Source organism: Gracilibacillus dipsosauri (genome assembly GCF_003176895.1).
Taxonomy (GTDB): Bacteria; Bacillota; Bacilli; order Bacillales; family Amphibacillaceae; genus Gracilibacillus; species Gracilibacillus dipsosauri.
Genome location: NZ_QGTD01000004.1, coordinates 407,778 through 431,163, shown reverse-complemented (window position 1 = coordinate 431,163; position 23,386 = coordinate 407,778). Strand labels below are relative to the sequence as shown.

General features: G+C 38.0%; 18 protein-coding genes and 1 pseudogene. 18 read left to right on the top strand and 1 reads right to left on the bottom strand.

The window, feature by feature from the left end; translation table 11 throughout:
- Positions 1–27: 27 nt before the first annotated feature.
- Both rpsR and serA read left to right on the top strand, forming a co-directional pair.
- The gene (gene rpsR / locus DLJ74_RS03880; protein ID WP_054788569.1) at positions 28–258 is read left to right on the top strand and encodes a 30S ribosomal protein S18; all 231 of its coding nucleotides are present in this window, start codon (positions 28–30) and stop codon (positions 256–258) included.
- 438 nt (positions 259–696) lie between these two features.
- Positions 697–2,283, top strand: a complete 1,587-nt coding sequence (gene serA, locus DLJ74_RS03875; protein WP_054788568.1) for a phosphoglycerate dehydrogenase — start codon at positions 697–699, stop codon at positions 2,281–2,283.
- Between the two features lie 150 nt (positions 2,284–2,433).
- Here the strand turns inward: serA and DLJ74_RS03870 are convergent, their stop codons facing one another.
- On the bottom strand, positions 2,434–3,210 hold the full coding sequence (locus DLJ74_RS03870) for an HAD family hydrolase (RefSeq protein ID WP_109983436.1): 777 nt from the start codon (positions 3,208–3,210) through the stop codon (positions 2,434–2,436).
- Between the two features lie 149 nt (positions 3,211–3,359).
- On the opposite strand from DLJ74_RS03870, the gene DLJ74_RS03865 reads away from it, so the two are divergent.
- The 16 genes and pseudogenes from DLJ74_RS03865 to DLJ74_RS03790 all read left to right on the top strand — a co-directional run bounded on the left by DLJ74_RS03865 (position 3,360) and on the right by DLJ74_RS03790 (position 23,057).
- Positions 3,360–4,301 carry a YybS family protein gene (locus tag DLJ74_RS03865; RefSeq protein WP_054860828.1) on the top strand — a complete coding sequence of 314 codons (942 nt, stop codon included), beginning with the start codon at positions 3,360–3,362 and terminating at the stop codon, positions 4,299–4,301.
- A gap of 30 nt (positions 4,302–4,331) precedes the next feature.
- Entirely contained in the window at positions 4,332–6,311 is a 1,980-nt protein-coding gene (locus DLJ74_RS03860; RefSeq protein ID WP_109983435.1) for a DHH family phosphoesterase, read from the top strand.
- Positions 6,308–6,754, top strand: coding sequence for a 50S ribosomal protein L9 (gene rplI / locus DLJ74_RS03855; RefSeq protein ID WP_109983434.1), 447 nt, complete (start codon positions 6,308–6,310; stop codon positions 6,752–6,754). The genes DLJ74_RS03860 and rplI overlap by 4 nt, the downstream gene beginning before the upstream one ends.
- A gap of 38 nt (positions 6,755–6,792) precedes the next feature.
- Entirely contained in the window at positions 6,793–8,154 is a 1,362-nt protein-coding gene (gene dnaB / locus DLJ74_RS03850; RefSeq protein WP_054788566.1) for a replicative DNA helicase, read from the top strand.
- A gap of 176 nt (positions 8,155–8,330) precedes the next feature.
- The gene (locus tag DLJ74_RS03845) at positions 8,331–9,617 is read left to right on the top strand and encodes an adenylosuccinate synthase (protein ID WP_109983433.1); all 1,287 of its coding nucleotides are present in this window, start codon (positions 8,331–8,333) and stop codon (positions 9,615–9,617) included.
- 305 nt (positions 9,618–9,922) lie between these two features.
- Complete coding sequence (locus DLJ74_RS03840; protein ID WP_109983432.1) at positions 9,923–11,350, top strand: peptidoglycan DD-metalloendopeptidase family protein; 1,428 nt, start codon at positions 9,923–9,925, stop codon at positions 11,348–11,350.
- Positions 11,351–11,596: 246 nt separating this feature from the next.
- Positions 11,597–12,301 carry a response regulator YycF gene (yycF, locus tag DLJ74_RS03835; RefSeq protein WP_109983431.1) on the top strand — a complete coding sequence of 235 codons (705 nt, stop codon included), beginning with the start codon at positions 11,597–11,599 and terminating at the stop codon, positions 12,299–12,301.
- A 6-nt stretch (positions 12,302–12,307) separates the two neighbouring features.
- Complete coding sequence (walK, locus tag DLJ74_RS03830) at positions 12,308–14,134, top strand: cell wall metabolism sensor histidine kinase WalK (protein WP_109983430.1); 1,827 nt, start codon at positions 12,308–12,310, stop codon at positions 14,132–14,134.
- Positions 14,131–15,486, top strand: coding sequence for a YycH family regulatory protein (locus DLJ74_RS03825; RefSeq protein WP_109983429.1), 1,356 nt, complete (start codon positions 14,131–14,133; stop codon positions 15,484–15,486). The genes walK and DLJ74_RS03825 overlap by 4 nt, the downstream gene beginning before the upstream one ends.
- The gene (locus tag DLJ74_RS03820; protein WP_181397424.1) at positions 15,467–16,408 is read left to right on the top strand and encodes a two-component system regulatory protein YycI; all 942 of its coding nucleotides are present in this window, start codon (positions 15,467–15,469) and stop codon (positions 16,406–16,408) included. The genes DLJ74_RS03825 and DLJ74_RS03820 overlap by 20 nt, the downstream gene beginning before the upstream one ends.
- Complete coding sequence (locus tag DLJ74_RS03815) at positions 16,398–17,189, top strand: MBL fold metallo-hydrolase (protein ID WP_109983427.1); 792 nt, start codon at positions 16,398–16,400, stop codon at positions 17,187–17,189. The genes DLJ74_RS03820 and DLJ74_RS03815 overlap by 11 nt, the downstream gene beginning before the upstream one ends.
- Before the next feature lie 24 nt (positions 17,190–17,213).
- Positions 17,214–18,449, top strand: coding sequence for a S1C family serine protease (locus DLJ74_RS03810; RefSeq protein ID WP_109983426.1), 1,236 nt, complete (start codon positions 17,214–17,216; stop codon positions 18,447–18,449).
- 1,170 nt (positions 18,450–19,619) lie between these two features.
- Entirely contained in the window at positions 19,620–20,837 is a 1,218-nt protein-coding gene (locus tag DLJ74_RS03805) for an MFS transporter (protein WP_109983425.1), read from the top strand.
- Between the two features lie 101 nt (positions 20,838–20,938).
- Complete coding sequence (gene manA / locus DLJ74_RS03800) at positions 20,939–21,895, top strand: mannose-6-phosphate isomerase, class I (RefSeq protein ID WP_109983424.1); 957 nt, start codon at positions 20,939–20,941, stop codon at positions 21,893–21,895.
- Positions 21,896–22,069: 174 nt separating this feature from the next.
- Positions 22,070–22,541 (top strand): annotated as a pseudogene (gene tnpA, locus DLJ74_RS03795) (IS200/IS605 family transposase).
- 207 nt (positions 22,542–22,748) lie between these two features.
- Positions 22,749–23,057: a nuclease-related domain-containing protein gene (locus tag DLJ74_RS03790; RefSeq protein ID WP_109983423.1), complete on the top strand. Its 309-nt coding sequence runs from the start codon at positions 22,749–22,751 to the stop codon at positions 23,055–23,057.
- Positions 23,058–23,386: the final 329 nt, after the last annotated feature.

Here is a 23,386-nt window from a genome sequence, read left to right as displayed (position 1 = left end):
TTCATAGCAAGAAGGAGGTTATGTATAATGGCAGCTCGTCGTGGACGCGCTAAGCGTCGTAAAGTGTGTTATTTCACAGCGAACGGTATTACACACATTGACTATAAAGATGTTGAGTTATTAAGACGTTTCGTTTCTGAACGTGGAAAAATTCTTCCTCGTCGTGTAACAGGAACTTCTGCAAAATATCAACGTAAATTGACTAGAGCAATTAAGCGTGCTCGTCAAATGGCTTTATTGCCATATGTAAGTGAATAAATAGGTTGAAGGCACTATAGGATAATTCCTATGGTGCTTTTTTCATACTGCATTAACCGTATGTAAGATCTTACCGAGCAAAGTCTTACTTTACATACTAATGACACATGCTATTATTAGCTCCTTTTAAACGATTGTAAACTTATTTCAGATCATATAATGTTCGGTTTTGGAGGCCTAATTAATAGAAAAATACAGTTTTATTATCTAGTTGAGAGCAAAAACACGAATTATATCAAGGAAATCAGTTGGAAACACCTTGACAATTAGCCTATTTCTGCTATGATAAAGAAAAGTTTTTTATAGAAGATGAGAACTTGCAATCTAGTATTTATATCGCGACAGAAGTGATATAATATTTATAGAATAAGATAAAAGTGAAAAGCTTCACGTTCATTTGGCTAACATGGAGTAATTCTATTATTTGGAGGGACAATCATGGCATTTAAAGTTTTAATTAGTGATCCATTAAGTGAAGATGGTATTCAACCATTAAGAGAAGCAGACAATATCGAGGTAGATGTACAAACAAGCCTTTCAGCAGATGAGTTGGCTGACAAAATTGGTGAATATGATGCTTTACTTGTTAGAAGTCAAACAAAGGTTACGAGAGATATTATTAGCCAAGCAACAAACTTAAAAATTATTGGTCGCGCAGGTGTTGGTGTAGACAACATTGACCTAAGTGCTGCAACAGAATACGGGATTATTGTCGTGAATGCACCAGATGGAAATACAAATTCTGCAGCAGAGCACACAGTGGCAATGCTTATGTCATTAGCAAGAAAAATTCCTCAAGCATTTTTAGCATTGAAAAATGGGAAATGGGATCGAAAAACACATGTCGGCGTGGAACTAAAAGGGAAGACTCTTGGCGTTATTGGAATGGGACGTATCGGAGCTGAGGTGGCAGCACGTGCCAAAGGTCAGCGCATGAATGTTATTGCATATGATCCTTTTTTAACAAAGGAAAGAGCGGATAAATTAGGCGTAGATTTCGGATCGGTAGAGGATGTTATTAAAGTAGCAGATTTTGTTACCGTACATACACCATTGATTAAAGATACAAAGCATTTGCTGAACAAAGCGGCATTTGCCAAAATGAAAGACGGTGTTCGAATCATTAACTGTGCTCGTGGTGGAATTATAGATGAAGAAGCACTATATGATGCCATTAAGTCTGGTAAAGTTGCAGGAGCAGCCTTAGACGTTTTCGAAGAAGAACCGGCAACGGATCATCGTTTATTGGAATTGCCAGAGGTTATTGCAACACCACATTTAGGTGCCAGTACAGTAGAGGCACAAGAAAATGTTGCCATTGATGTTAGCCATGATGTTGTACGTTATTTAACAGAGGGCGTTGCACGCAATCCTGTAAACCTACCATCTGTCCCTAAAGAAGTGATGAATAAGATCGAACCATATTTCCACTTATCAGAGAAATTAGGAACCTTCTTAACTTATTTTACAACTGGAGTTATTGAAGAAATTAATATTTCCTATTCTGGAGATTTGACAGAAATCGAAGTAGCACCATTAACACGTAATACGATAAAAGGTTTATTAAAGCGTCACATGGGGGACCACGTCAATGATGTGAATGCTTCTTATTTAGCAGAGAAGCGAGGCATTCAAGTGAATGAAAACAAATCCTCTACTCCGAAAGGCTTTACTAACTTACTACGTGTGGAAGTGAAAACAAAAGAAGTGACACGATCTATTGCAGGTACTTTATTAAACGGTCTAGGACCAAGAATTGTACAGGTAGATGCATATAGTGTGGACGTTGTTCCTGAGGGGAATTTAGTTGTCATTAAGCATAATGATAAGCCTGGTGTTATCGGAAAAGTGGGAAGTATGTTTGCAGAGAAAAATATTAATATCGCAGCAATGCAAGTAGGCCGTTCGGACATTGGCGGAGAAGCTATTATGATTCTAACTGTAGACAAATATTTAGAGGAAGAAGAGATAGAAGCATTAAAGCAAATCGATGAAATCGAAAAATTAACTGCAATGGAACTGTAATTCAAGTGATGTGAAGATATCGAGTGAATAATCAAGCTATTAAGCAGGATAACCAAGATAAACCTTGATATCATCAAAATGATAGAGATTTTCCCAATATAATCGCATAAAACAATCAAAGCTCTCCTGCATTAGGAGAGCTTTTTTCCATTATTGTAGTAATTCCAATAATTCTTCTAAGTGCTTGATCTCGTAGGTTGGCTTTACTTCATTGTATTGTTTGTTTTCGCGGTTGATCCAAACACTTTTGATACCTGTACGGTTGGCACCTAATATATCTGTCATCAAATTATCTCCAACCATGATGGCATGCTCCTTCTCTACATTTGCTACTTCTAGCACATGTTCAAATATGGAAGGATCTGGTTTTCCTTTACCGAAATCTCCAGAGATAATGATATGGTCAAAATAGTTCTTTAATTCTGGGGTGATCGTTAATTTGGTATTTTGTAAATCGGGAGAGCCGTTCGTTAACATAATTAATTGATAGTGCCCTTTTAGCTTGTTCAATACCGTAAAGGTTTCTTCGTAAACAAATGGGTTCTTTTTTCGGTTAATTGGGAATTGCTCGGCCAAATGTTCACCAAATTCTTCATCCTCTATGCCTACTTGCTTCAGTCCATTAATCCAAGCATCTCTTCGGTAGTTCGGTACGATTTCGGCCATTTTTTTAAAATATGTATGATCATCAAGGAAATTACCCCAGAGTCCTTCAAAAGGATTAATTCCAATCATTTGAGTGAATTCATAGGTTTCATAGCTTTGATATAGCTTACGGGCCTCTTCGCGAACTGCATCCTCTACTTTGAGAGCATCTACTCCATATTTTTCAGTTGCTAATAGGCAAGTATCTTCAAACGCTTGTTTCACACTTTTTTTATCCCATAGCAACGTATCATCCAGATCAAATATTATCGTTTTTATCATTTTATTCCTCCTCCTCACTTTTAATTAATCATACCATAATCATAATCATTAGGTGATAGGTGAATCTAGATGGTAAAATAGAAGCTAACAATCACTTCTCGTTTAGTGTAAAATGTATAATAGTTTAGCTTCCATAAGGGGGATGAAGATTGAAAAACAACAAAATAGACAAAAAATACTTCCTTTATATAAGTATTTACTTGTTGCTATATATGGTAACGATATTCTTACCATTTACAGAGATATTTACAATCATGCTAATGCCCATACCGATTATCTTACTCATGCTTCATGGTGAGCGTGTGTTATTTTATGTGACCGTGATGGTGCTGTTTTTTCTGTCTTTTATCATTTATCCGGCAGTTTCGATTCCGATTACCTTTCTTGCATTAATAAGCGGAATAATGATCGGTTTTTCGATTCAAAAAAAGCAACATCCGTATGAAACCTGGTTAAAAGGGACGGCTGGATATTTGTTCGGACTTGTTGGAGCCTATGCGTTTATCGAAATAGTGCTACAATATTCTATAGCAGATTCCTATAAGGAAATGATGAATGAGTCTTTAAATAGAACGAGAGAATTGTTTGAAACGTTTGGAATGATTCAGCTTTCTATCGAGGATTTTGAATTAATTCGTGAACAAATGCTAGGAGTTCTTCAGCTCATTCCTTTTATATTAGTCGTTATTTCTATGGTTTTGGCCCTTATTACACAATGGCTCACCTATAAATGGCTCAATCGCACAGCAGAAAAAAAATATGCTTTCCCAGCATTTCGAAATTTTCAGTTACCGAAGCTGATTTTGTGGATATATTTTATTACCTTAATGCTGTCATTAATGGGAGGGAATAATGATGCCACACTATTTTATGATATCATTATGAATGTATCTAATTTGGCAGGAACCCTCTTGATCTTACAAGGATTATCCTTTATCTTTTACTATAGCTATGTCAAAGTAAAGTCAACAGCTTTACCGATCGTTAGCATACTCGTCCTTGTATTTTTTCCTTTTATAGGTTTTTATTTCGTTCGAATCTTAGGTATAATTGATTTAGGATTTGATTTAAAAAAGAGGATTACGAAGTAGGATTTGTCACTTGGTTAGGAGCTGACAGCTATGCCAAAATTATGGAAGAAGCCGACGATGGGAAGACATATTATTGGAATATACCTTCTCTCGTTTATATTATTAGTATTTATTTTTTATTTTCAGTGGGTCATTGGCTTAATAATGACTGTTTTTTTTAGTCTCTCTCTTTATTATAGTATCCGAAGAGAAGAAAAATTACTCGATCAAACGGAGGCTTATATATCGACTTTGTCCTATCGTGTCAAAAAGGTCGGGGAAGAAGCGTTATTGGAAATGCCTATTGGGATTGTTCTGTACGATGAGGAATATCAAATCGACTGGGCGAACCCTTTTATGAATCAATTTACAGAAGAGGAAACAATGGTAGGAGAACCTCTCTCCTTGTTATCTGATAGTATTGTTTCCCAATTGCGAGAGGGAAAGGAATCCTTCTGGCTAAAATTTGATCAATTTGAGTATCAGGTGTATAACAAAAAAGAAGAACGTCTCCTCTACTTCTTTGATCGAACACGAGAAATAGAAATTCAAGCATTATACGAGCAGGAAAAGACGGTTCTTGGCATTATCTTTTTGGATAATTATGAGGAAATAACGCAGAACATGGATGACACGGCGAAGAGTCAAATTAATTCACAGGTAACCTCTCTTTTGAATAATTGGTCAAATGAAAGAGGGATTTATTTAAAGCGAACCTCACAGGAACGATTTTTAGCTGTTTTTAATCAAGATATTCTCACACAGCTAGAAAAAGAAAAATTTGAAATATTAGATGAAGTTCGTGAATTAATTACTGACAAAAATGTTCCATTAACGTTAAGTATCGGTATTGGTCTCGGAAGTGAATTGCTGCCAGACTTAGGAAAGCTGACACAATCCAGTCTTGATCTAGCATTAGGACGTGGAGGAGACCAAGTAGTTATTAAAGATGATGAGTCTGGGAAGGTTCGTTTTTATGGTGGAAAGACAAATCCAATGGAAAAACGAACGAGAGTAAGGGCAAGGGTTATATCTCATGCATTAAAGGAACTGGTAAAGGGCAGCGACCAAGTGCTCATTATGGGGCACAAGGCACCAGATATGGACTCTATTGGGGCAGCCATCGGTGTACTGAAAATTGCACAGGCCAATGATGTTGAGGGCTTTATTGTGTTAGATGAAAATGATATCGATACAGGTGTCCAGCGTTTAGTGGATGAAATTAGAGAAAGCGATGAACTTTGGTCCCATTTTATTGATCCAGATGGGGCATTAGATATTGTGACAAAGGATACGTTAGTCGTTGTAGTGGATACACATAAGCCATCCTTGATGCTAGAGGAAAAGCTTGTCCATAAAACCGAGCATGTGGTCTTAATCGATCATCACCGACGTGGAGAGGAATTTGTGGAAGATCCAACACTTGTTTATATGGAGCCATATGCTTCCTCAACTGCTGAGCTCGTCACAGAATTGTTAGAGTATCAACCGAGCAAATTAACGCTAAATATGTTAGAATCAACTGCATTACTAGCAGGAATTATTGTCGATACGAAGAGCTTCACACTTCGAACGGGATCGAGAACCTTTGATGCTGCCTCGTATTTGCGCTCAAGAGGTGCAGATACCGTGTTAGTGCAGAAGTTTTTAAAGGAAGATCTCGATATATATGTGAAGCGGAGTCGTTTAATTGAAAACACCAAGGTATATCGCCATAATATTGCGATTTCAGTAGGTAATTCGAGAGAAACCTATGGACCTGTTGTGATTGCTCAAGCGGCGGATACGTTATTAACAATGACAGGGATTGAGGCATCGTTTGTGATATCAGAGCGTAAGGATGGACGCATTGGAATTAGTGCAAGGTCGCTCGGTGAGGTCAATGTTCAAGTTATCATGGAAAGAATGAATGGTGGGGGCCATTTAACGAATGCTGCCACCCAATTGGATGATATCTCTGTCATTGATGCCTATGAATGGCTAAAGGATATAATCGATGAGTATTATGATGAGGAAGGTGAAGAGGAATGAAAGTAATTTTTACAAAAGACGTGAAAGGTAAAGGGAAAAAAGGCGATGTAAAAAATGTCTCTGATGGCTATGCCCGCAATTTCCTTTTTAAAAATAACTATGCTGTAGAGGCAACTCAGGCGAATATGAGTGCATTAAAGGCACAAAAAAATAAAGCAAAAAAGCAGGAGCAAGAAGAGATAGAACAAGCAAAGCAGCTTAAAGAAACACTAGAAAAGCTGGAAGTGAAGCTAACAGCTAAGTCTGGTGATGGTGGTCGTTTATTTGGCTCCATTACAAGTAAGCAAATAGCGGAGGAACTGAAAAAATCCCATAATATTAAAATGGACAAGCGTAAGATTGAGTTAGATCAACCAATCCGTTCATTAGGATATACCGAAGTTCCAGTAAAACTACATCAAGAGGTTTCTGGTACCATTCGAGTACACGTTGTGGAAGCATAAACAAATGCTTCCACATTCTTGCTAAAGGGGGGCAAATTATGAGTGAAGCATTACAGGGCAGAACGCCACCACATAATATAGAAGCAGAGCAAGCGGTGCTTGGTGCAATTTTCTTAGAGCCTGATGCGATCTCCAGTGCCTCTGAAATATTAATACCAGAGGACTTCTATCGCTCTAGTCATCAACAAATTTACCGAGTAATGATGAGCTTAGCAGATAAAGGAGAACCAATTGATCTTGTTACGGTTACAACGAGCCTATCGAATAGTAAGCTGTTGGATGATATTGGCGGGGTCTCTTATTTAAGTGATCTGGCGAATGCGGTGCCGACTGCTGCTAATATTTCACATTATTGTCGTATTGTTGAGGAAAAATCAATTCTAAGGAGATTAATCCGCACAGCGACAGATATTGTGACAGATAGCTTTTCTAAGGAAGATGAAGTGGAGGAAGTGTTAAACGAATCGGAAAAGAGAATATTAGAAGTCTCGAACCGAAAGAATGCCTCTGCTTTTAAAAATATTAAAGATGTCCTCATAGAGGTTTATGATAGTATAGACGAACTACACAAATCAACGGGAGAGGTTACTGGAATTGCTTCAGGGTTCCGTGACCTAGATCGAATCACTTCAGGCTTTCAACGCAATGATTTAATTATTGTTGCAGCCCGTCCATCAGTGGGGAAAACAGCCTTTGCCTTGAACATTGCACAAAATGTCGCGATTAAAACCAATGAAAATGTAGCCATTTTTAGTTTAGAGATGGGGGCAGAACAGTTAGTTTCTCGTATGCTGTGTGCCGAGGGGAATATCGATGCCCAAAGACTAAGAACCGGCGCATTACAGGAAGAGGATTGGCGCAAGCTCTCTCTTGCAATGGGTAGTCTATCAAATGCAGGTGTTTTCATAGACGATACACCAGGGATTAGAGTGAGTGAAATCAGATCAAAGTGTCGTAGATTAAAGCAAGAGCATGGACTCGGTATGATCTTGATCGATTATTTGCAATTGATTCAAGGGAGTGCGAATTCTAAGGAAAATAGACAGCAAGAGGTATCGGAAATATCGCGTTCCTTAAAGGGCTTGGCTAGGGAGTTAAATGTTCCCCTTATCGCCTTGTCACAGCTATCACGTGGTGTGGAACAGAGACAGGATAAACGCCCGATGATGTCCGACTTACGAGAGTCGGGAAGTATTGAGCAGGATGCCGATATTGTTGGTTTCTTATATCGTGATGATTACTATGATCAGGAATCGGAGAAGCAGAATATTATTGAAATTATTATTGCAAAGCAGCGTAACGGTCCTGTTGGTACGGTCGAACTAGCCTTTGTTAAAGAATATAATAAGTTTGTAGATTTAGATCACCGCTATGGGGATGATGATATCCCACCAGGATAAGGAGGAAAAAAACAGTTCCATTTCGTAACTAGAATGGAGCTGTTTTTTTATAATGCCAATTAACGAACATTCTATAAAACTACTATTCAAATGTTCGTGAATCAGATTGACATCCACTTTTTCGCTTGGTAAAATGGGTAACGTATTAATAAAACGTTAAGGCGGGGGTGCCGTATATGTCTTCAGTAGTCGTAGTGGGAACACAATGGGGAGACGAAGGTAAAGGAAAGATCACAGATTTTCTTTCACAAAACGCAGAGGTTGTTGCACGTTATCAAGGTGGAAATAATGCAGGTCATACGATAAAATTCGATGGTATTACGTATAAACTACACTTAATTCCGTCTGGGATTTTTTTTCATGATAAAATTTGTGTATTAGGAAATGGTATGGTTATTGATCCGAAGGCATTAGTAGAAGAGTTGGCTTATCTCCATGATAAAGGGGTGAGCACGGATAATTTACGTATTAGTAATCGTGCCCATGTTATTCTTCCTTATCATTTAAAGCTGGATGGCCTTCAAGAAGACGAAAAGGGTGCAAATAAAATAGGAACCACTCGTAAGGGTATTGGGCCTGCTTATATGGATAAAGCAGCACGTGTTGGAATCCGTATTGCTGATTTATTAGACAAAGACGCCTTCCGAGAAAAGCTTGAGATAAATTTAAAAGAAAAAAATCGTTTGTTTGAAAAAGTATATGAAACCGACTTAATGAAAATAGAAGATATATTAGAGGAATATTATGAATATGGACAACAGTTCAAAAAATATGTTGCCGATACATCTGTTGTGTTAAATGATGCATTAGATGATGGCCGTCGTGTACTATTTGAAGGTGCACAAGGTGTTATGCTCGATATTGACCAAGGTACTTATCCATTTGTTACCTCCTCTAACCCAATTGCGGGTGGAGTGACGATAGGTTCAGGGGTTGGCCCTTCAAAGATCGACCATGTGGTAGGTGTATCCAAAGCTTATACGACTCGTGTTGGAGATGGTCCATTCCCTACGGAGCTTGAGGACGAGATTGGGGATCAAATTCGCGAGGTGGGAAATGAATATGGTACGACAACTGGAAGAGCCCGTCGTGTTGGTTGGTTTGATAGTGTTGTAGTAAGGCATGCAAGACGTGTTAGTGGGATTACAGACCTTTCCCTTAATTCGATTGATGTTTTAACAGGAATCGAAACATTAAAGATTTGTACTGCATATAAATATAAAGGGGAAATCATGGAGGAATTCCCTGCTAGCCTGAAAATGCTAGCAGACTGTGAACCTGTTTATGAAGAGCTACCAGGCTGGACAGAGGATATTACGGGTGTCAAAAGCTTGCATGAGCTACCAGAGAATGCTCGTCATTATTTAGAGAGAGTATCTCAGCTTACAGGGATTCCGTTATCTGTGTTTTCTGTAGGACCAGATCGTTCACAAACTAATGTTGTCCGAAGTGTCTATAGCTAGAAGTGAAAATGACCAATTGGCTGACAGAACCCGAATGTTATCGGAAATGATAATATTCGGGTTTTATTTTTTCTCCCTTCTAATAGAAAAGAACTAAATTTGGCGAATTTTGTTAGTTAATTCTTCCTATTTTGCAGAAAAAATGAAGGTTTATGTAAATAAATGGATTTTATTATACAGTTATGTTACATCTCGATGTAAGCCCTTTTCACAATCTGATGATCTATGTTAGATTATTAGAGGTGGTTCCTTCGAATTAAAGATAAAGAAAAGAACCATGATAGGGAAATAGGAGGACTATTATCATGCGAGAAAGCAAGATTAGTAAGTATAAAAAGGTTGTGAAGCTTGCAACTATTGCGGGTGTAATAGCCATGTGTTTATCTGCTCAAACGGTTTTTGCCGACGAGAAGGAGCTTTCTACGATCTATCACGTATATGTAGACGGCGAGCACATAGGGGTAGTAGATAACCAAGAAGATGTGCAGCAATATATAGAGAAAAAAATAGAAAAGGTAAAAAAGGAAAGCAAGCAGCCTGATTATACATACACGATCGAAGGAGATATTACTTATATCCCTGAAACAGTGTTTGAAACCCAAACAAGTGAAGCGGAAGTTTTTGATTATATAGAGAAAGAATTAGCTGTACAAGTAGAGGCACAGTCCTTAACGATTGATGATAAGCTTGTTGGCTATTTTGCAGGCGAAGAAGCGGTGAAGGATGTCCTTCAGGCCTACAAAGAAAAATTTGTCAGTAAAGATGTTTTAGAACAGTTAGAATCGAAAAAGGAAGCATCGAAAGATCTAGCAGTTGGAGATAATCGTATTGTCGATGTGGAATTATCAGAGGATATTACCACCTCTGAGGAGGAAGTACAGGCAAGTGAGGTTCTAACAGTGGAGGAAGGTGTCACCTTACTTGAAAAAGGGACACTAGAAAATAAAAAATATGAGGTTCAAGAAGGGGATGTGCTTGGATCGATAGCAGCGAAGCATGACCTGGAGTTAGATACATTATTAGCTTTAAATGAAGGTTTAACCGAGGATTCTACGATCAAGGTTGGCGATGTTCTTCAAGTTACAGAACAGAAGCCTTTTGTGAAAGTGATTGTTACAGAAGAGAAGAAAGTCGAAGAAACGATTGAGTATGAAACAGTAACTGAAGAATCAGAGAAGATGTATAAAGGCGACGAAGAAGTGAAGCAAGAAGGAAAAGATGGATCCAAGGAAGTTCACTATAAGGTGCAAAAAGTGAACGGACAAACAGTCAGCACAGACGTCGTTGAAGAAAATATTACAGAAGAAGCAACCGATAAAATTATTGTTAAGGGTACGAAGGTGGTACCATCTAGAGGATCTGGAGACCTTGCTTGGCCAGCTGTTGGAGGATATATCTCAAGCTATGTCGGTCAAAGGTGGGGTGCATTCCATAAAGGGATAGACATTGCGGGTCCAAGCAATCGGACGATTAAAGCTGCCGATAACGGTACTGTCGTATCAGCTGGCTGGGATGACGGAGGCTATGGTAATAAAATCGTCATCAACCATAACAATGGGTATCGTACAGTTTATGCACATTTAGCTTCTATCAGCGTAAAAGCAGGACAAACAGTAGAAAAAGGAAGCAAAATTGGTGTAATGGGAACAACAGGTGATTCCACGGGGGTCCATTTACACTTTGAAGTATACAAAAACGGATCTTTAGTCAAGAGCCCTGAAGATTTATTATAATAACTAACCCTTGTTCGCGTAACTCTACGGAACAAGGGTTTTTCAATAGCTTGCCGATTAAAAACAGTGAAGAAAAGACATTTTTGCTTTTTTACGTTAAAATAGGTAACTAGGAGAAGTTTAATCCTTATGATTTTTGATGATGGGAAATTAACGACCATCCCTATGTAAAAGGATAACATGAGACACTCAGCAATAGAGATTTTCCGCTGTGATAAAATATATAAAGAAAAAGGACGTGCTTTTATGAGTCAGAAAATTTTAGTAGTAGATGATGAAAAGCCGATTGCCGATATACTGAAGTTCAACTTAGAAAAAGAAGGATATGACGTCATTTGTGCCTATGATGGTGATCAAGCGATTGAGTATGCGTTGAAGGAAGATCCTGATTTGATCTTGCTCGATATTATGCTACCCAAAAAAGACGGAAACGAGGTCTGCCGTGAGGTAAGAAAAACGCATAGTATGCCGATTATTATGTTAACAGCAAAGGATGCAGAAATTGATAAGGTGCTTGGATTAGAGCTAGGGGCCGATGATTATGTCACAAAGCCATTTAGCAATCGTGAATTGATCGCAAGGGTAAAAGCGAATTTACGAAGAATCAACCAAGAACCTGCGAATCAAAAACGCGATACCAATGATATTGAAATTGGATCCCTTGTCATTCACCCAGATGCATATACCGTAACAAGAGATGGGGAGTACATTGAATTAACCCATCGTGAATTTGAATTGCTACATTATTTAGCTCGTCATATCGGACAGGTCATGACGAGAGAGCATCTTTTAGAGACGGTTTGGGGATATGATTATTACGGTGATGTCCGTACGGTAGACGTAACGGTACGCCGATTAAGGGAAAAAATCGAGGACAACCCGAGTAACCCATTATGGATTGTGACACGTAGGGGTGTGGGCTATTATTTACGAAATCCTGAACAGGAGTAATGTTCTATGAAAAGAGTGGGCTTTTTCCAATCGATTCGTTTAAAAATAATTATCATTTTAAGCTTGTTTCTATTGCTTGCTGTTCAACTGATTGGAGCATATTTTCTTGATAAATTGGAAACGAATTTAAACACCAACTTTGAAGCGAACTTAGATGATCGCCTTACGGTTTTGAAAACAAATTTAGAGGAGGCATTTCAGGAAAAAAGGCCAGAAAATGGGGAAGAGCCGACCCTTCAAGAGGACGTTAGTGATATTATTGATCGCTATTCAAGGGATATTTTTACCGATCTCCAAGTAATAGATTCCCAATATCGTGTCATTGGGGCGAACTCAGACTTAGAGAGAATCGGAAAAAGAGTGACTGGTAATATTGCGATAAATGGTGCATTAAAGTTTGCGGAAGAGGAGAAGGAGAAATTCCGATACAGTAATGATCGTATGATTGCAAAAACGGTACCGATTATGGATAATGCCACTAATACACCAGTTGGGGCGGTAAGAGTCGAGGCCTCTATTGAAGATGTTTATGATCAGCTAGAGGAAATTAGCAAAATCTTTTTGAGTGGAACCATTCTTACGGTTGTTGTTTCGATTATTTTAGGGATTCTTGTAGCACGAACAATAACAAAGCCTATAACTGAAATGCGTAAGCAAGCAATGGTCATTGCCAAAGGCGACTTTTCCAAAAAGGTAAATGTTTATGGGGTTGATGAGATTGGCCAGCTTGCAACGACCTTCAATGATATGACTGATAGGTTGAAGCTTGCGAATCAGACGACAGAAGAAGAACGGAGAAAATTGAGCTCTGTTTTATCCAATATGTCAGAAGGTGTGATCGCAACAGATGAAAAAGGAAGAATTGTCTTAATGAACGACCCTGCTATTAACCTGATTGATACATCCTTTAGTGAGGCAAAGGGAAAACCTATTGCCGATGTCCTTCAAATCGAAGAAAAGGTATTGGATATTAAAGAACTAGAGGAAACGAACTCGCTAACGATTGACTTCAGTGATGATGACCAATTATTTTTGATTCGAGCTAGTTTTTCTGTGGTGCAGGATGAAGAGGAGAACTTTAATGGCTTAATCACGGTGATAAGTGATGTAACTGAACAGGAAAAGGTAGAACGGGAAAGAAGGGAATTCGTATCGAATGTTTCCCATGAATTAAGAACTCCATTAACGACAATGCGTAGTTATATAGAAGCTTTAACAGATGGGGCATGGGAGGACAAAGAAATTGCACCACAATTTTTGGAAGTGACCCAAAATGAGACAGATCGGATGATTCGTCTCGTGAATGACTTGCTCCAATTATCGAAGATGGATCATAAAGAAGGGGCGATGAATAAGCAAAAGGTCGAACTTGTCTCATTTGTCGAAAATATTTTAGATCGCTTTGATATGAATAAGACAGATGTAATCGGGATTGAAAGAAAGTTTCCAAAAGAACAGATCAAAACAAGAATTGATCAGGACAAGATCACTCAAGTAATTGATAATATTATGTCGAATGCGATTAAATACTCACCTGAGGGTGGTAAAATCACCTTTCAGCTCGCAAAAGAGCAAAATAGAGTGAAATTCAGTATTAAAGACCAAGGCTTGGGAATTGCCCGGGAAAAGGTAGACAAAATATTTGATCGTTTTTACCGTGTAGATAAAGCAAGGTCCCGTGAATTAGGAGGGACTGGATTAGGTTTGGCGATTTCCAAGGAAATAATTGAAGCACATCATGGTCATATTTGGGCGACAAGTAAGGAAGGACAAGGTACGACAATATACTTCACGCTACCGCTAAAGAATCGAAAGCGGGGTAATCAAAAATGAAATTCGAAGCGATTAAATCAATCCTACTAACTTTTCTCATTGCTTTAAGCTTATTGCTTACTTTTGCGATATGGAATTATGAAGGGGAATATGAAGAATCAGCGAATGACCGATCAACAGATGCACAGCTAGAAGGCTCGGAAGCAACAAAACAATCGTTGATTAAGCCTTCTCAAATAGTGTTCCATTGGGATCAAGAACATTTAGGCTTCCATCAGAAAACGGATGAGTTAGAAATCTTCCAAGCACTATCTGATTGGTTTCTATATGATTTTACTATGCTTGAAGAAGGAATTGGGGTAGACACAGAAAAAGAAAGGATAGAGATTGTTTTTCCGACGCCACTGCCATCCCAATATATTCCTGATTTATTTACAACAAATGAAACTATTCGCATTGATAATCAATTTAAACGGATTATTCTATACTTAGATGAAAATAGGACGACAAATCAGATTATTTTTGATAATAGTGATCCTAATGGAATTGATATTACAGCTCAGGTTCAAAACATTTCGCAGGTCATCCAATACGTTACCGATTTGCAAGCAGAGAAGGAATTCGACACTCTTGTCCCAGTAGAATTAAGTGAACAAACCGTATATCTTCCAACAGAACAAACGATTAAAGGTCGAAAATTCAGATATACCGAGATTCAAGCAGATACGAATTCTTTTAAAAGTATTTTCTTCCCGAACCCTTTCAGTGTACGGAGCTCTAGGAATGCAGAAGGCGGGACCGTTTATTCAGATGGAACGAGAGAAATGATCGTCAAAGGCTATCATGTAGAGTTTACCAACTTCTCGGTAACAGACGATCAAGCTCAGAATAACCAAAATGAATTAAATACAGTACAGGATCCAGCCGATTTACTGATCACAAGGTCGATCGATCATATTAATGCACATAAAGGCTGGCTAGTGGATGAGAGCATTCAATACCATTTATACGATGTAAATGCAGCCTATCAATTTGTGGAATATCGCATGATGTATGAAAATTTCCCAGTCTTTTCCAATAATGGACTTTCCAGTATGTCAGTAGTTATACAGAACAATACGATTTATCAGTATAATCGACCATTGATGAAGCTCACCTATCCTTATGATCGGGCAGAAACCGATTTAATGAGTGCGAAGGATTTAATCCAGTACTTAAAGGATAGTAATGATTTTTCACTGGAAGAAGTTTATGATATACAGCTTGGCTATCGAATAGAACAGCAAGCAGGTACGCAATTTTTTGACCTAATTCCATCATGGTGTATCGAAACAAGTACAGGCATGCAGTTTATTTCTAATAATGTTCAAAAGAATCAAGGAGGGAATTCGAATGCAATGGGGTCAAATTAAAACACTGTTTATCCTATGCTTTCTCATACTTGATATCTTTTTACTTCGACAATATATCGATAATCAACAGGAAGAGCTTTCTTACAACACAGAGGAAACTACACAGGAAGATTACCTTGCGACGAATTTAAAGGGACTAGATAATATTCCAGAAGAGCCGACTAAAGCGGCAACATTAAATGCAAAGAGTAAAGAATTCACCGAGGAAGAGATCAGTGAAATCGATAAGCTGCCAAATCAGAAATCCGTGATTATTGACGATACGATGATCGTTTCTCATTTTGATTCACCTGAGGCATTTGATTTAGATACTACAAAAGAGAGTATCAAAGAAAACATTTGGAATGATGAGCAATATAACTTAGAGGATTATGTTGTAGATGAGCAGACGAATACGTATATCTTTTTTCAAGAGTTGGACGATCCGATTTACTATAATCTAAGCGGTGTGTTGATGATCAAAGTTAATGAAAATGGCGAAATGACCCATTATGTCCAAACCATTCTAGAAAAAACGGAGGAACAGCCGGTAGAGGAATTAATCATGCCACTTACAGTAATCACAAAATTATTTAATAATGGCAATATTAGCCCTGGCTCGGAAATTACAGAAGTGGATTTAGGATATCATAACTTACTTCCATTACCTAATGGCGAACAAGTACTACTGCCTACATGGGAAATTGAGGTAGATGATAACACCTATTTTTATATTAATGCAGTAGAAGGTCACAACTCGAATAGGGAAGCACATGACTTTGTGATGGAAATGAAGAATTTGATTGGGGAATCTGTCGGAACCTCAGCTATTCAACCATTGGAGGAAGATTGGGGACAAACAGAAATCAACCATTTCATCAATCAAGTATTAGCAGAATTAATGTCAACAAGAGAAGTGGAGGAAGAGGACGATGCACTTTAGTGTATTAGCATCCGGTAGTACGGGGAATGCTTTTTATATCGGAACAGAAAAGGAAAAAATCCTAGTAGATGCTGGATTAAGTGGGAAAGAGCTAACAAGGCTATTTCATCAAATCCAAGTTGATCCAGCAGAGCTCTCGAGAATTCTTGTCACCCATGAACATAGTGATCATATAAAAGGCCTCGGAATTTTTGCTCGTAAGCATCGCCTTCCGATATATGCGAACGAAAAAACATGGAAGGCAATGGATCAAGCCATTGGAAAAATTGATCTAGATCAAAAATTTATTTTTAAAATGGAAGAAACGAAGAGCTTTGGTGACATAGATGTTGAATCATTTGCTGTGTCACATGATGCGGCTGAGCCAATGTTTTATACCTTTCATCATAACGGAAAGAAGGTTGCCCTTGTCACGGATCTGGGTTATGTGTCGGAAAGAATAAAGAAAACAGTAGAAGGAGCAGATGCCTTAATCTTTGAAGCTAACCATGATGTGGAGATGCTTCGGATGGGGCGCTATCCATGGAGTGTTAAGCGAAGAATTCTTGGAGATACTGGCCATGTTTCCAATGAAGATTGTGCCTTAGCATTAAGAGATATCATAGATGATCAAACAAAACGTATTTATTTAGCCCATTTAAGTAAAGATAATAATATGAAAGACTTAGCTCGTATGTCTGTGGAACATGGTTTATCCGAATACGGTTTCTCTGTAGGTGAAAGAATCACGCTTCATGATACAGATCCGAAAGAACCAACAGCATTATACGAGGTGGTTTAATTAACGAGTAGAGGATGATCCTAAATGGGTTATTATGATGGTCATGATATTTCGCGGAGAAAAAGTAGCAAGAGAAGTAGCTTTTGGATGCCATTTATCGTGGGATTAGTACTTGGAGCTTTTTTGTTTGCCTTAGTTTTACCAATGCTAGTAGAAAGAAATTGGTTACCGTATGAAATCGTGATAGGTGGAAAGCTAGATCAATCGAATGGTCAAACAGATGGAACGGTAGAACAAACGCCTCAGACATTGAAAAATGTGAAGGTAGATATCTCCACACGTGTAACTGAGATTGTCGCAGAGGTTTCTCCTGCTGTTGTTGGGGTGGTAAATATCCAACAACAAGCGAACTTTTGGGATCAGGATCAGTCAAATGGAGAACAAGGCACAGGCTCTGGTGTTATTTACAAGATTGATGGAGATACTGCCTATATTATTACCAATCATCACGTCATTCAAGGTGCTGATCAAGTAGAGATAATTTTGTCAGACGAACAGAAGGTAAATGCAACACTAGTCGGTAGTGACTTATTCACAGATTTAGCTGTGATCAAAATGGATGCAAGCAAGGTAGAAAAGACGATCCCTATTGGACAATCCCAGGATGTACATGTTGGAGAACCAGCAATTGCAATTGGCAATCCGTTAGGTCTTTACTTATCTGGTTCCGTCACCCAAGGGGTCATAAGTGGAAAACAGCGAGCGATTCCACAGGATTTTGACGGAGATGGAAGAGCAGATTGGCAGGCAGAGGTTATCCAAACAGATGCTGCCATCAATCCAGGTAATAGCGGTGGTGCCCTGATTAATTCCGAAGGACAGTTAATTGGTATTAACTCGATGAAGATAGCAGAATCGGCGGTAGAAGGCATCGGCTTTGCCTTACCGATCGATGATGTGTTGCCAATCGTCAAGGAACTCGAAGAAAATGGAAAAATTACGAGAGCCTTCTTAGGCGTAGAAGCCTATTCGCTAAATGATATTGCCCAAGTAGAGTGGGAGAGAAGTCTCAACCTACCAGAAGAGGTAACAGGTGGCTTATATATCCGCAGTGTAGAACCAATGTCACCAGCTGATAAAGGCGGATTAAAGCCTTATGATGTGATTACCGCAATGGATGGAGAGCCAATGGCAGATATCGTCGATTTGCGCAAGCATCTATATTCGGAAAAATCTGTAGGAGATACCGTTAAGATCACCTTTTACCGAGATGGAGAGAAACAAAATACAGAGGTAGAATTAACCACATTATCCTATTAACAATCAAATATATCCACAGTTATACAAGAATTATCCACAATTTGTGGATGAAACAAAAAGATATGTGTATATATCGTATAGGAATTTATGTTCTATACGATATATACCTTTTTTATTGTGAGTATGTGGATAAATCTGTGCATAACTTGTTAGAATTCTTATTAACATGTGGATAACTGCGTTTTGCTCGGTGAAATTGTGGAAAATTAGAGCTGAAAGCTGGTGTTACGACATAATTGTTGAGCTTTGCCAGTGCGTGTTGGGATTTTGGTAAGGATGTTGATTGAAATGTTTGACATGAAGAAGGTAAAGGTCGTTTTGTTAGATGGATGAATGAAAGAGTGGTGTTTATAGAAGTGGTAAAGTTTATTTTGCAAGGGGAATGAATGAAAGTGATGTTTATAAAAGTGATAAAGGTCGTTTTGCAAGAGGGATAGAAGGAAAGTGGTGTTTATAAAGAAGATAAAGGTCATTTTACAAGAGGAATAGAAGGAAAGTGGTGTTTATAAAGAAGATAAAGGCCGTTTTGCAAGAGGAATGGAAGGAAAGTGGTGTTTATAAAGAAGATAAAGGCCGTTTTACAAGAGGAATAGAAGGAAAGTGGTGTTTATAAAGAAGATAAAGGCCGTTTTGCAAGAGGAATGGAAGAAAAGTGGTGTTTATAAAGGAGATAAAGGTCATTTTGCTAGTGACGTGAATTTAAAGTGATGTTTATAACAGCAATAAAGTTTATTTTTACAGTGGGGTGGATTCAAAATGATTGTGAATATTAACGATTTCTCCATTTCTATTCCAAAATTCATGGAATTGTTGTAAACTATACTAAATCAAAAAGCGATGAAGAGAAGAGTATATGTGCTTAAGCATGTCAGAGAACTCCTTTTGCTGAGATGGAGGATGTAGAGGCACATGGAACCAAGCCTTGGAGCTGCATTTAGGATTATCTTGATGAGAAATGATGATGTGCCGGGTTCTCCCGTTATAGAGATAGAGTATATTCTACACAATTTTTAGCAGACGTACTCGAAAAGGTTATTGTGGCAACACAATAACAAACTGGGGTGGCACCGCGAACTTCTAAAATCAGAGAGTCTCGTCCTCAAGTCTAATAACTTGGGGGTGGGATTCTTTTTTTATCAATGCAAATAACGGATTTTAGGAGTGAAGCTGATGAAGTGGAAAAATCCTTTATTACTTCTGTTTGGAATTGGCGTATCCAATTTAGGTGCTTGGATTTATTTAATTGCGCTTAACCTGATTATTTTGGATAGGACAGGATCACCATTTGCCGTATCTGTTCTTTATATCCTTATACCGATCGCCACTTTGTGTACTAATTTTTGGTCGGGAAGCTTTATCGATAGGTTAAATAAAAGGAATTTAATGATTTTCTTAGATTTTCTTAGAGCATTCTTGATATATTTACTTCCATATATGGATTCACTCGTTCTCATTTATTTATGGGTTTTTATAATCAATTTGGCGAGTTCAATTTTTGAGCCGACATCGACGGTTTATATGACGAAGCTTATACCTAAGACAGATCGCCAAAGATTTAATGCGCTTAGAAATTTCATTCATTCAACGGGCTTTATACTAGGACCTTCCATTGCAGGTGTTTTGTTTATTCTAGGATCTCCTTATCTTGCTATTCAGTTGAATTCTCTAGCATTAGGTATATCAGCTGTCATTATTTTTTTACTCCCCAAATTGGAATTAGGAGGGAAAACGGTTGAAAAAGTAAGCTTGAGAGTCATTAGAAATGATTGGAGAGAACTCGTTATTTTTAGCAAATCAAACAGACATACGACATTCGTTTATGTTCTCTTTAGTGGATTTACCGTATTTATGACCGTATTAGACTCTCTAGAAGCTGCATTTGCAACAAAAGTACTTTCTTTATCCGAGAGTGCTTATGGGTTTCTTGTAAGTGTTGCAGGAATAGGAGTTATAGTAGGCTCATTAACTAATGCTTTATTCACTAGTCGGCTAAAAATTAATATCCTTATTGGATTTGGAGCCATCTTCACACCAGTTGGATATTTGATCTTTGCATTCTCCCAAAATTTTATTTGGGCATCTATAGGGTTTTTTACATTAACATTTGCTTTATCATTCGCAAATACGGGTTTCATAACTTTTTATCAAAATAATGTACCAACAGAAATTATGGGCAGACTTTCAAGTGCACTTAGCGTATTAGAGGCATTGCTCATCATTATATTTACAGGAATAGTTGGTATTTTTTCCGAATTACATGGAATTCGCTTCATCTATATCATAGGTTCCTTTGCTTTTATGGTCTTAGGACTTTTTATGAATTTGGTCGTTTTGGGTAAATCGAAAAAAGCTTTTTATCAAGAATATAGTGAAAGGGAGCATCGATAAAGCCAAATTCCAAGTTTTCATGCAGTAAGGGATACACTAATTTGCAATTGTTGGCATTAGATAGTATCTTTTTTATAGATGTGGAAAGGAGAATCGAAGAAATGTATCAAGAACCAATATTTTTACAGCCTGTATTTCAAGAACGAATTTGGGGTGGCCAAAAGCTAAACACAGAGTTTTCCTATACAATTCCTTATGAAAAAACAGGAGAGGCATGGGTGATATCTGCCCATCCAAACGGACCAAGTAAAATAACAAATGGTCCACTAAAAAATCAAACATTATTAGAAGCATGGAAAAATCATGGTGAATTATTTCGTAAACCAGCTGACAGTGAGGAAGAGTATCCTTTACTCATCAAAATATTGGATGCAAATGACAATCTTTCTGTTCAAGTACACCCAGATGATCAATATGCTCGTGAGGTGGCGAATGAAGCGTATGGTAAAACAGAATGCTGGTATGTGCTAAGTGCAGAACCAGATGCCGAGTTAATTATTGGCCATCATGCGCAAACACGTGAGGAATTAGAAAAGCTGATTGATGAGGGTCAATGGGACAAGCTATTACGCAAGGTAAAGGTAAAAGCAGGAGATTTTGTCTATGTTCCAAGTGGTACGATTCATGCAATCGGAAAAGGAATTGTTATTTTAGAAACACAGCAAAGTTCTGATATTACTTATCGTGTGTATGATTATGACCGTACAGATGCACAAGGAAATACACGAGAACTACATCTAAAAGAAGCTAAGGATGTGACGACTGTTCCACATGAAACACCACGACTTAACCAGAGTGATGAAATAGACCAAGGCCTAACTAGCAAAAAATTGGTCGAAGAAAAATATTTTACCGTTTATCACTGGGGCTTAGATGGTAAGGTGGCCAAAACGATGGACCAAGATTTCCTCCAGGTAAGTGTCATCGAAGGAGAAGCGAAGCTAACCGTTCATCAACAACAATTTGATGTAAAAAAAGGAGATCATTTTATTATTCCGGCAACTATTTCTGCTTATCAGCTAGATGGTGCTGCTGAAATGATCGTTTCCCATACGTAAGATTATCCTCAAGGACTATGCTCCTTGAGGATTTTTATTAATGGCTATGAAAACCCCTGGCTATGCCAGGGGATCCAGAAAGCTTTAAGCGAGGGATAAAAAATGCCTCACTTCATGGTAAGATTGAATTGGTTTCCCGACCACAAAATCTCACCAAAGAAGGAGGCGTGTCCAATGAAGGACAAGAATAGTTTAGCACATACCACATGGAATTGTAAGTACCATATTGTATTCGCTCCAAAGTATAGAAGACAAATCATTTATGGAAAATATAAAAGGAGCATCGGTCAAATCATCCGAGACTTATGTGAACGGAAAGGGGTTACCATACACGAAGCCAATGCATGCCGAGACCACATACACATGTTAGTAAGTATCCCGCCAAAGCTAAGTGTTTCCAGAATTTATGGGCTATTTAAAAGGAAAAAGTAGTCTCATGATATTTGATCGTCATGCCAATTTAAAATATAAATATGGAAATCGGAAATTTTGGTGCAGAGGTTTCTATGTAGATACAGTGGGCAGAAACAGGAAGCAAATACAAGAATACATTAGAAATCAGCTCAAAGAAGACTATATGGCGGATCAATTAACTTTATTCGAAGAGTTTGATCCATTTACAGGCCAAAAAAATAAAAAGAAATAAGAGATTCTTAAAGAATCAGTGAGTAAATGTGGTGCAAGAGGGAGACCCATTCGGTAGGCCTTTAAGGCCGAGGCCGGTAACAAAGGCTTTTAGCCGCAGAGCAAACCACCAGTTCACACTGGTGGTTTTGATTTATAATGCCTAGCTTGACTAACAGCTATCACTGTCTTAAACTGTCATGTAAATAATATAGAAAGGAAGTGGAACATGATCATAAAGGAGCGGAAAGAACCTGATGAGTTACGCGTATATTCATATTTGGATAGGCGGGCACCTTTGTCAGAAAAAGAAAAGCAATATTATAGAAGCATGCAAAAAGGCTTTGAGGTGGAAAAACATTTTGATTCCTTAATGAAACAGCTAACCTCTGAGCATTATATGTTGAATGATTTACTGTTAAAGCACCCAAATAATCATTTTCAAATCGATTCCCTCATGATTCAGGCAAACGAAATTTGCATCTATGAAATAAAAAATACCAAGGTGATTTTTATTATGACAATAACCATACATTAATGTACCGCAGTCCCCAAACAGAAGTTAGTAATCCCCTTATTCCACTACAAAAAAGCGAGTCCTACTGAGACAATTTCTCCAAGCGCATCATTATCAAATCCCCATTCATGGCTTCGTTGTTTTTGTCCACCCAGAATTCACCTTATATCAAGCCCCACTAGATAAGCCGCTTATTTTTCCTACTCAAATTAATCGGTACATTAAACGGATAAATCAAAACTCTGCTAAATTATCAAAACAACATGCTCAAATCTCTGAACTTCTCCAATCCAAGCATATCAAAACATCCCCGATAACAAACATACCAAATTATGATTTTGCACAGTTCA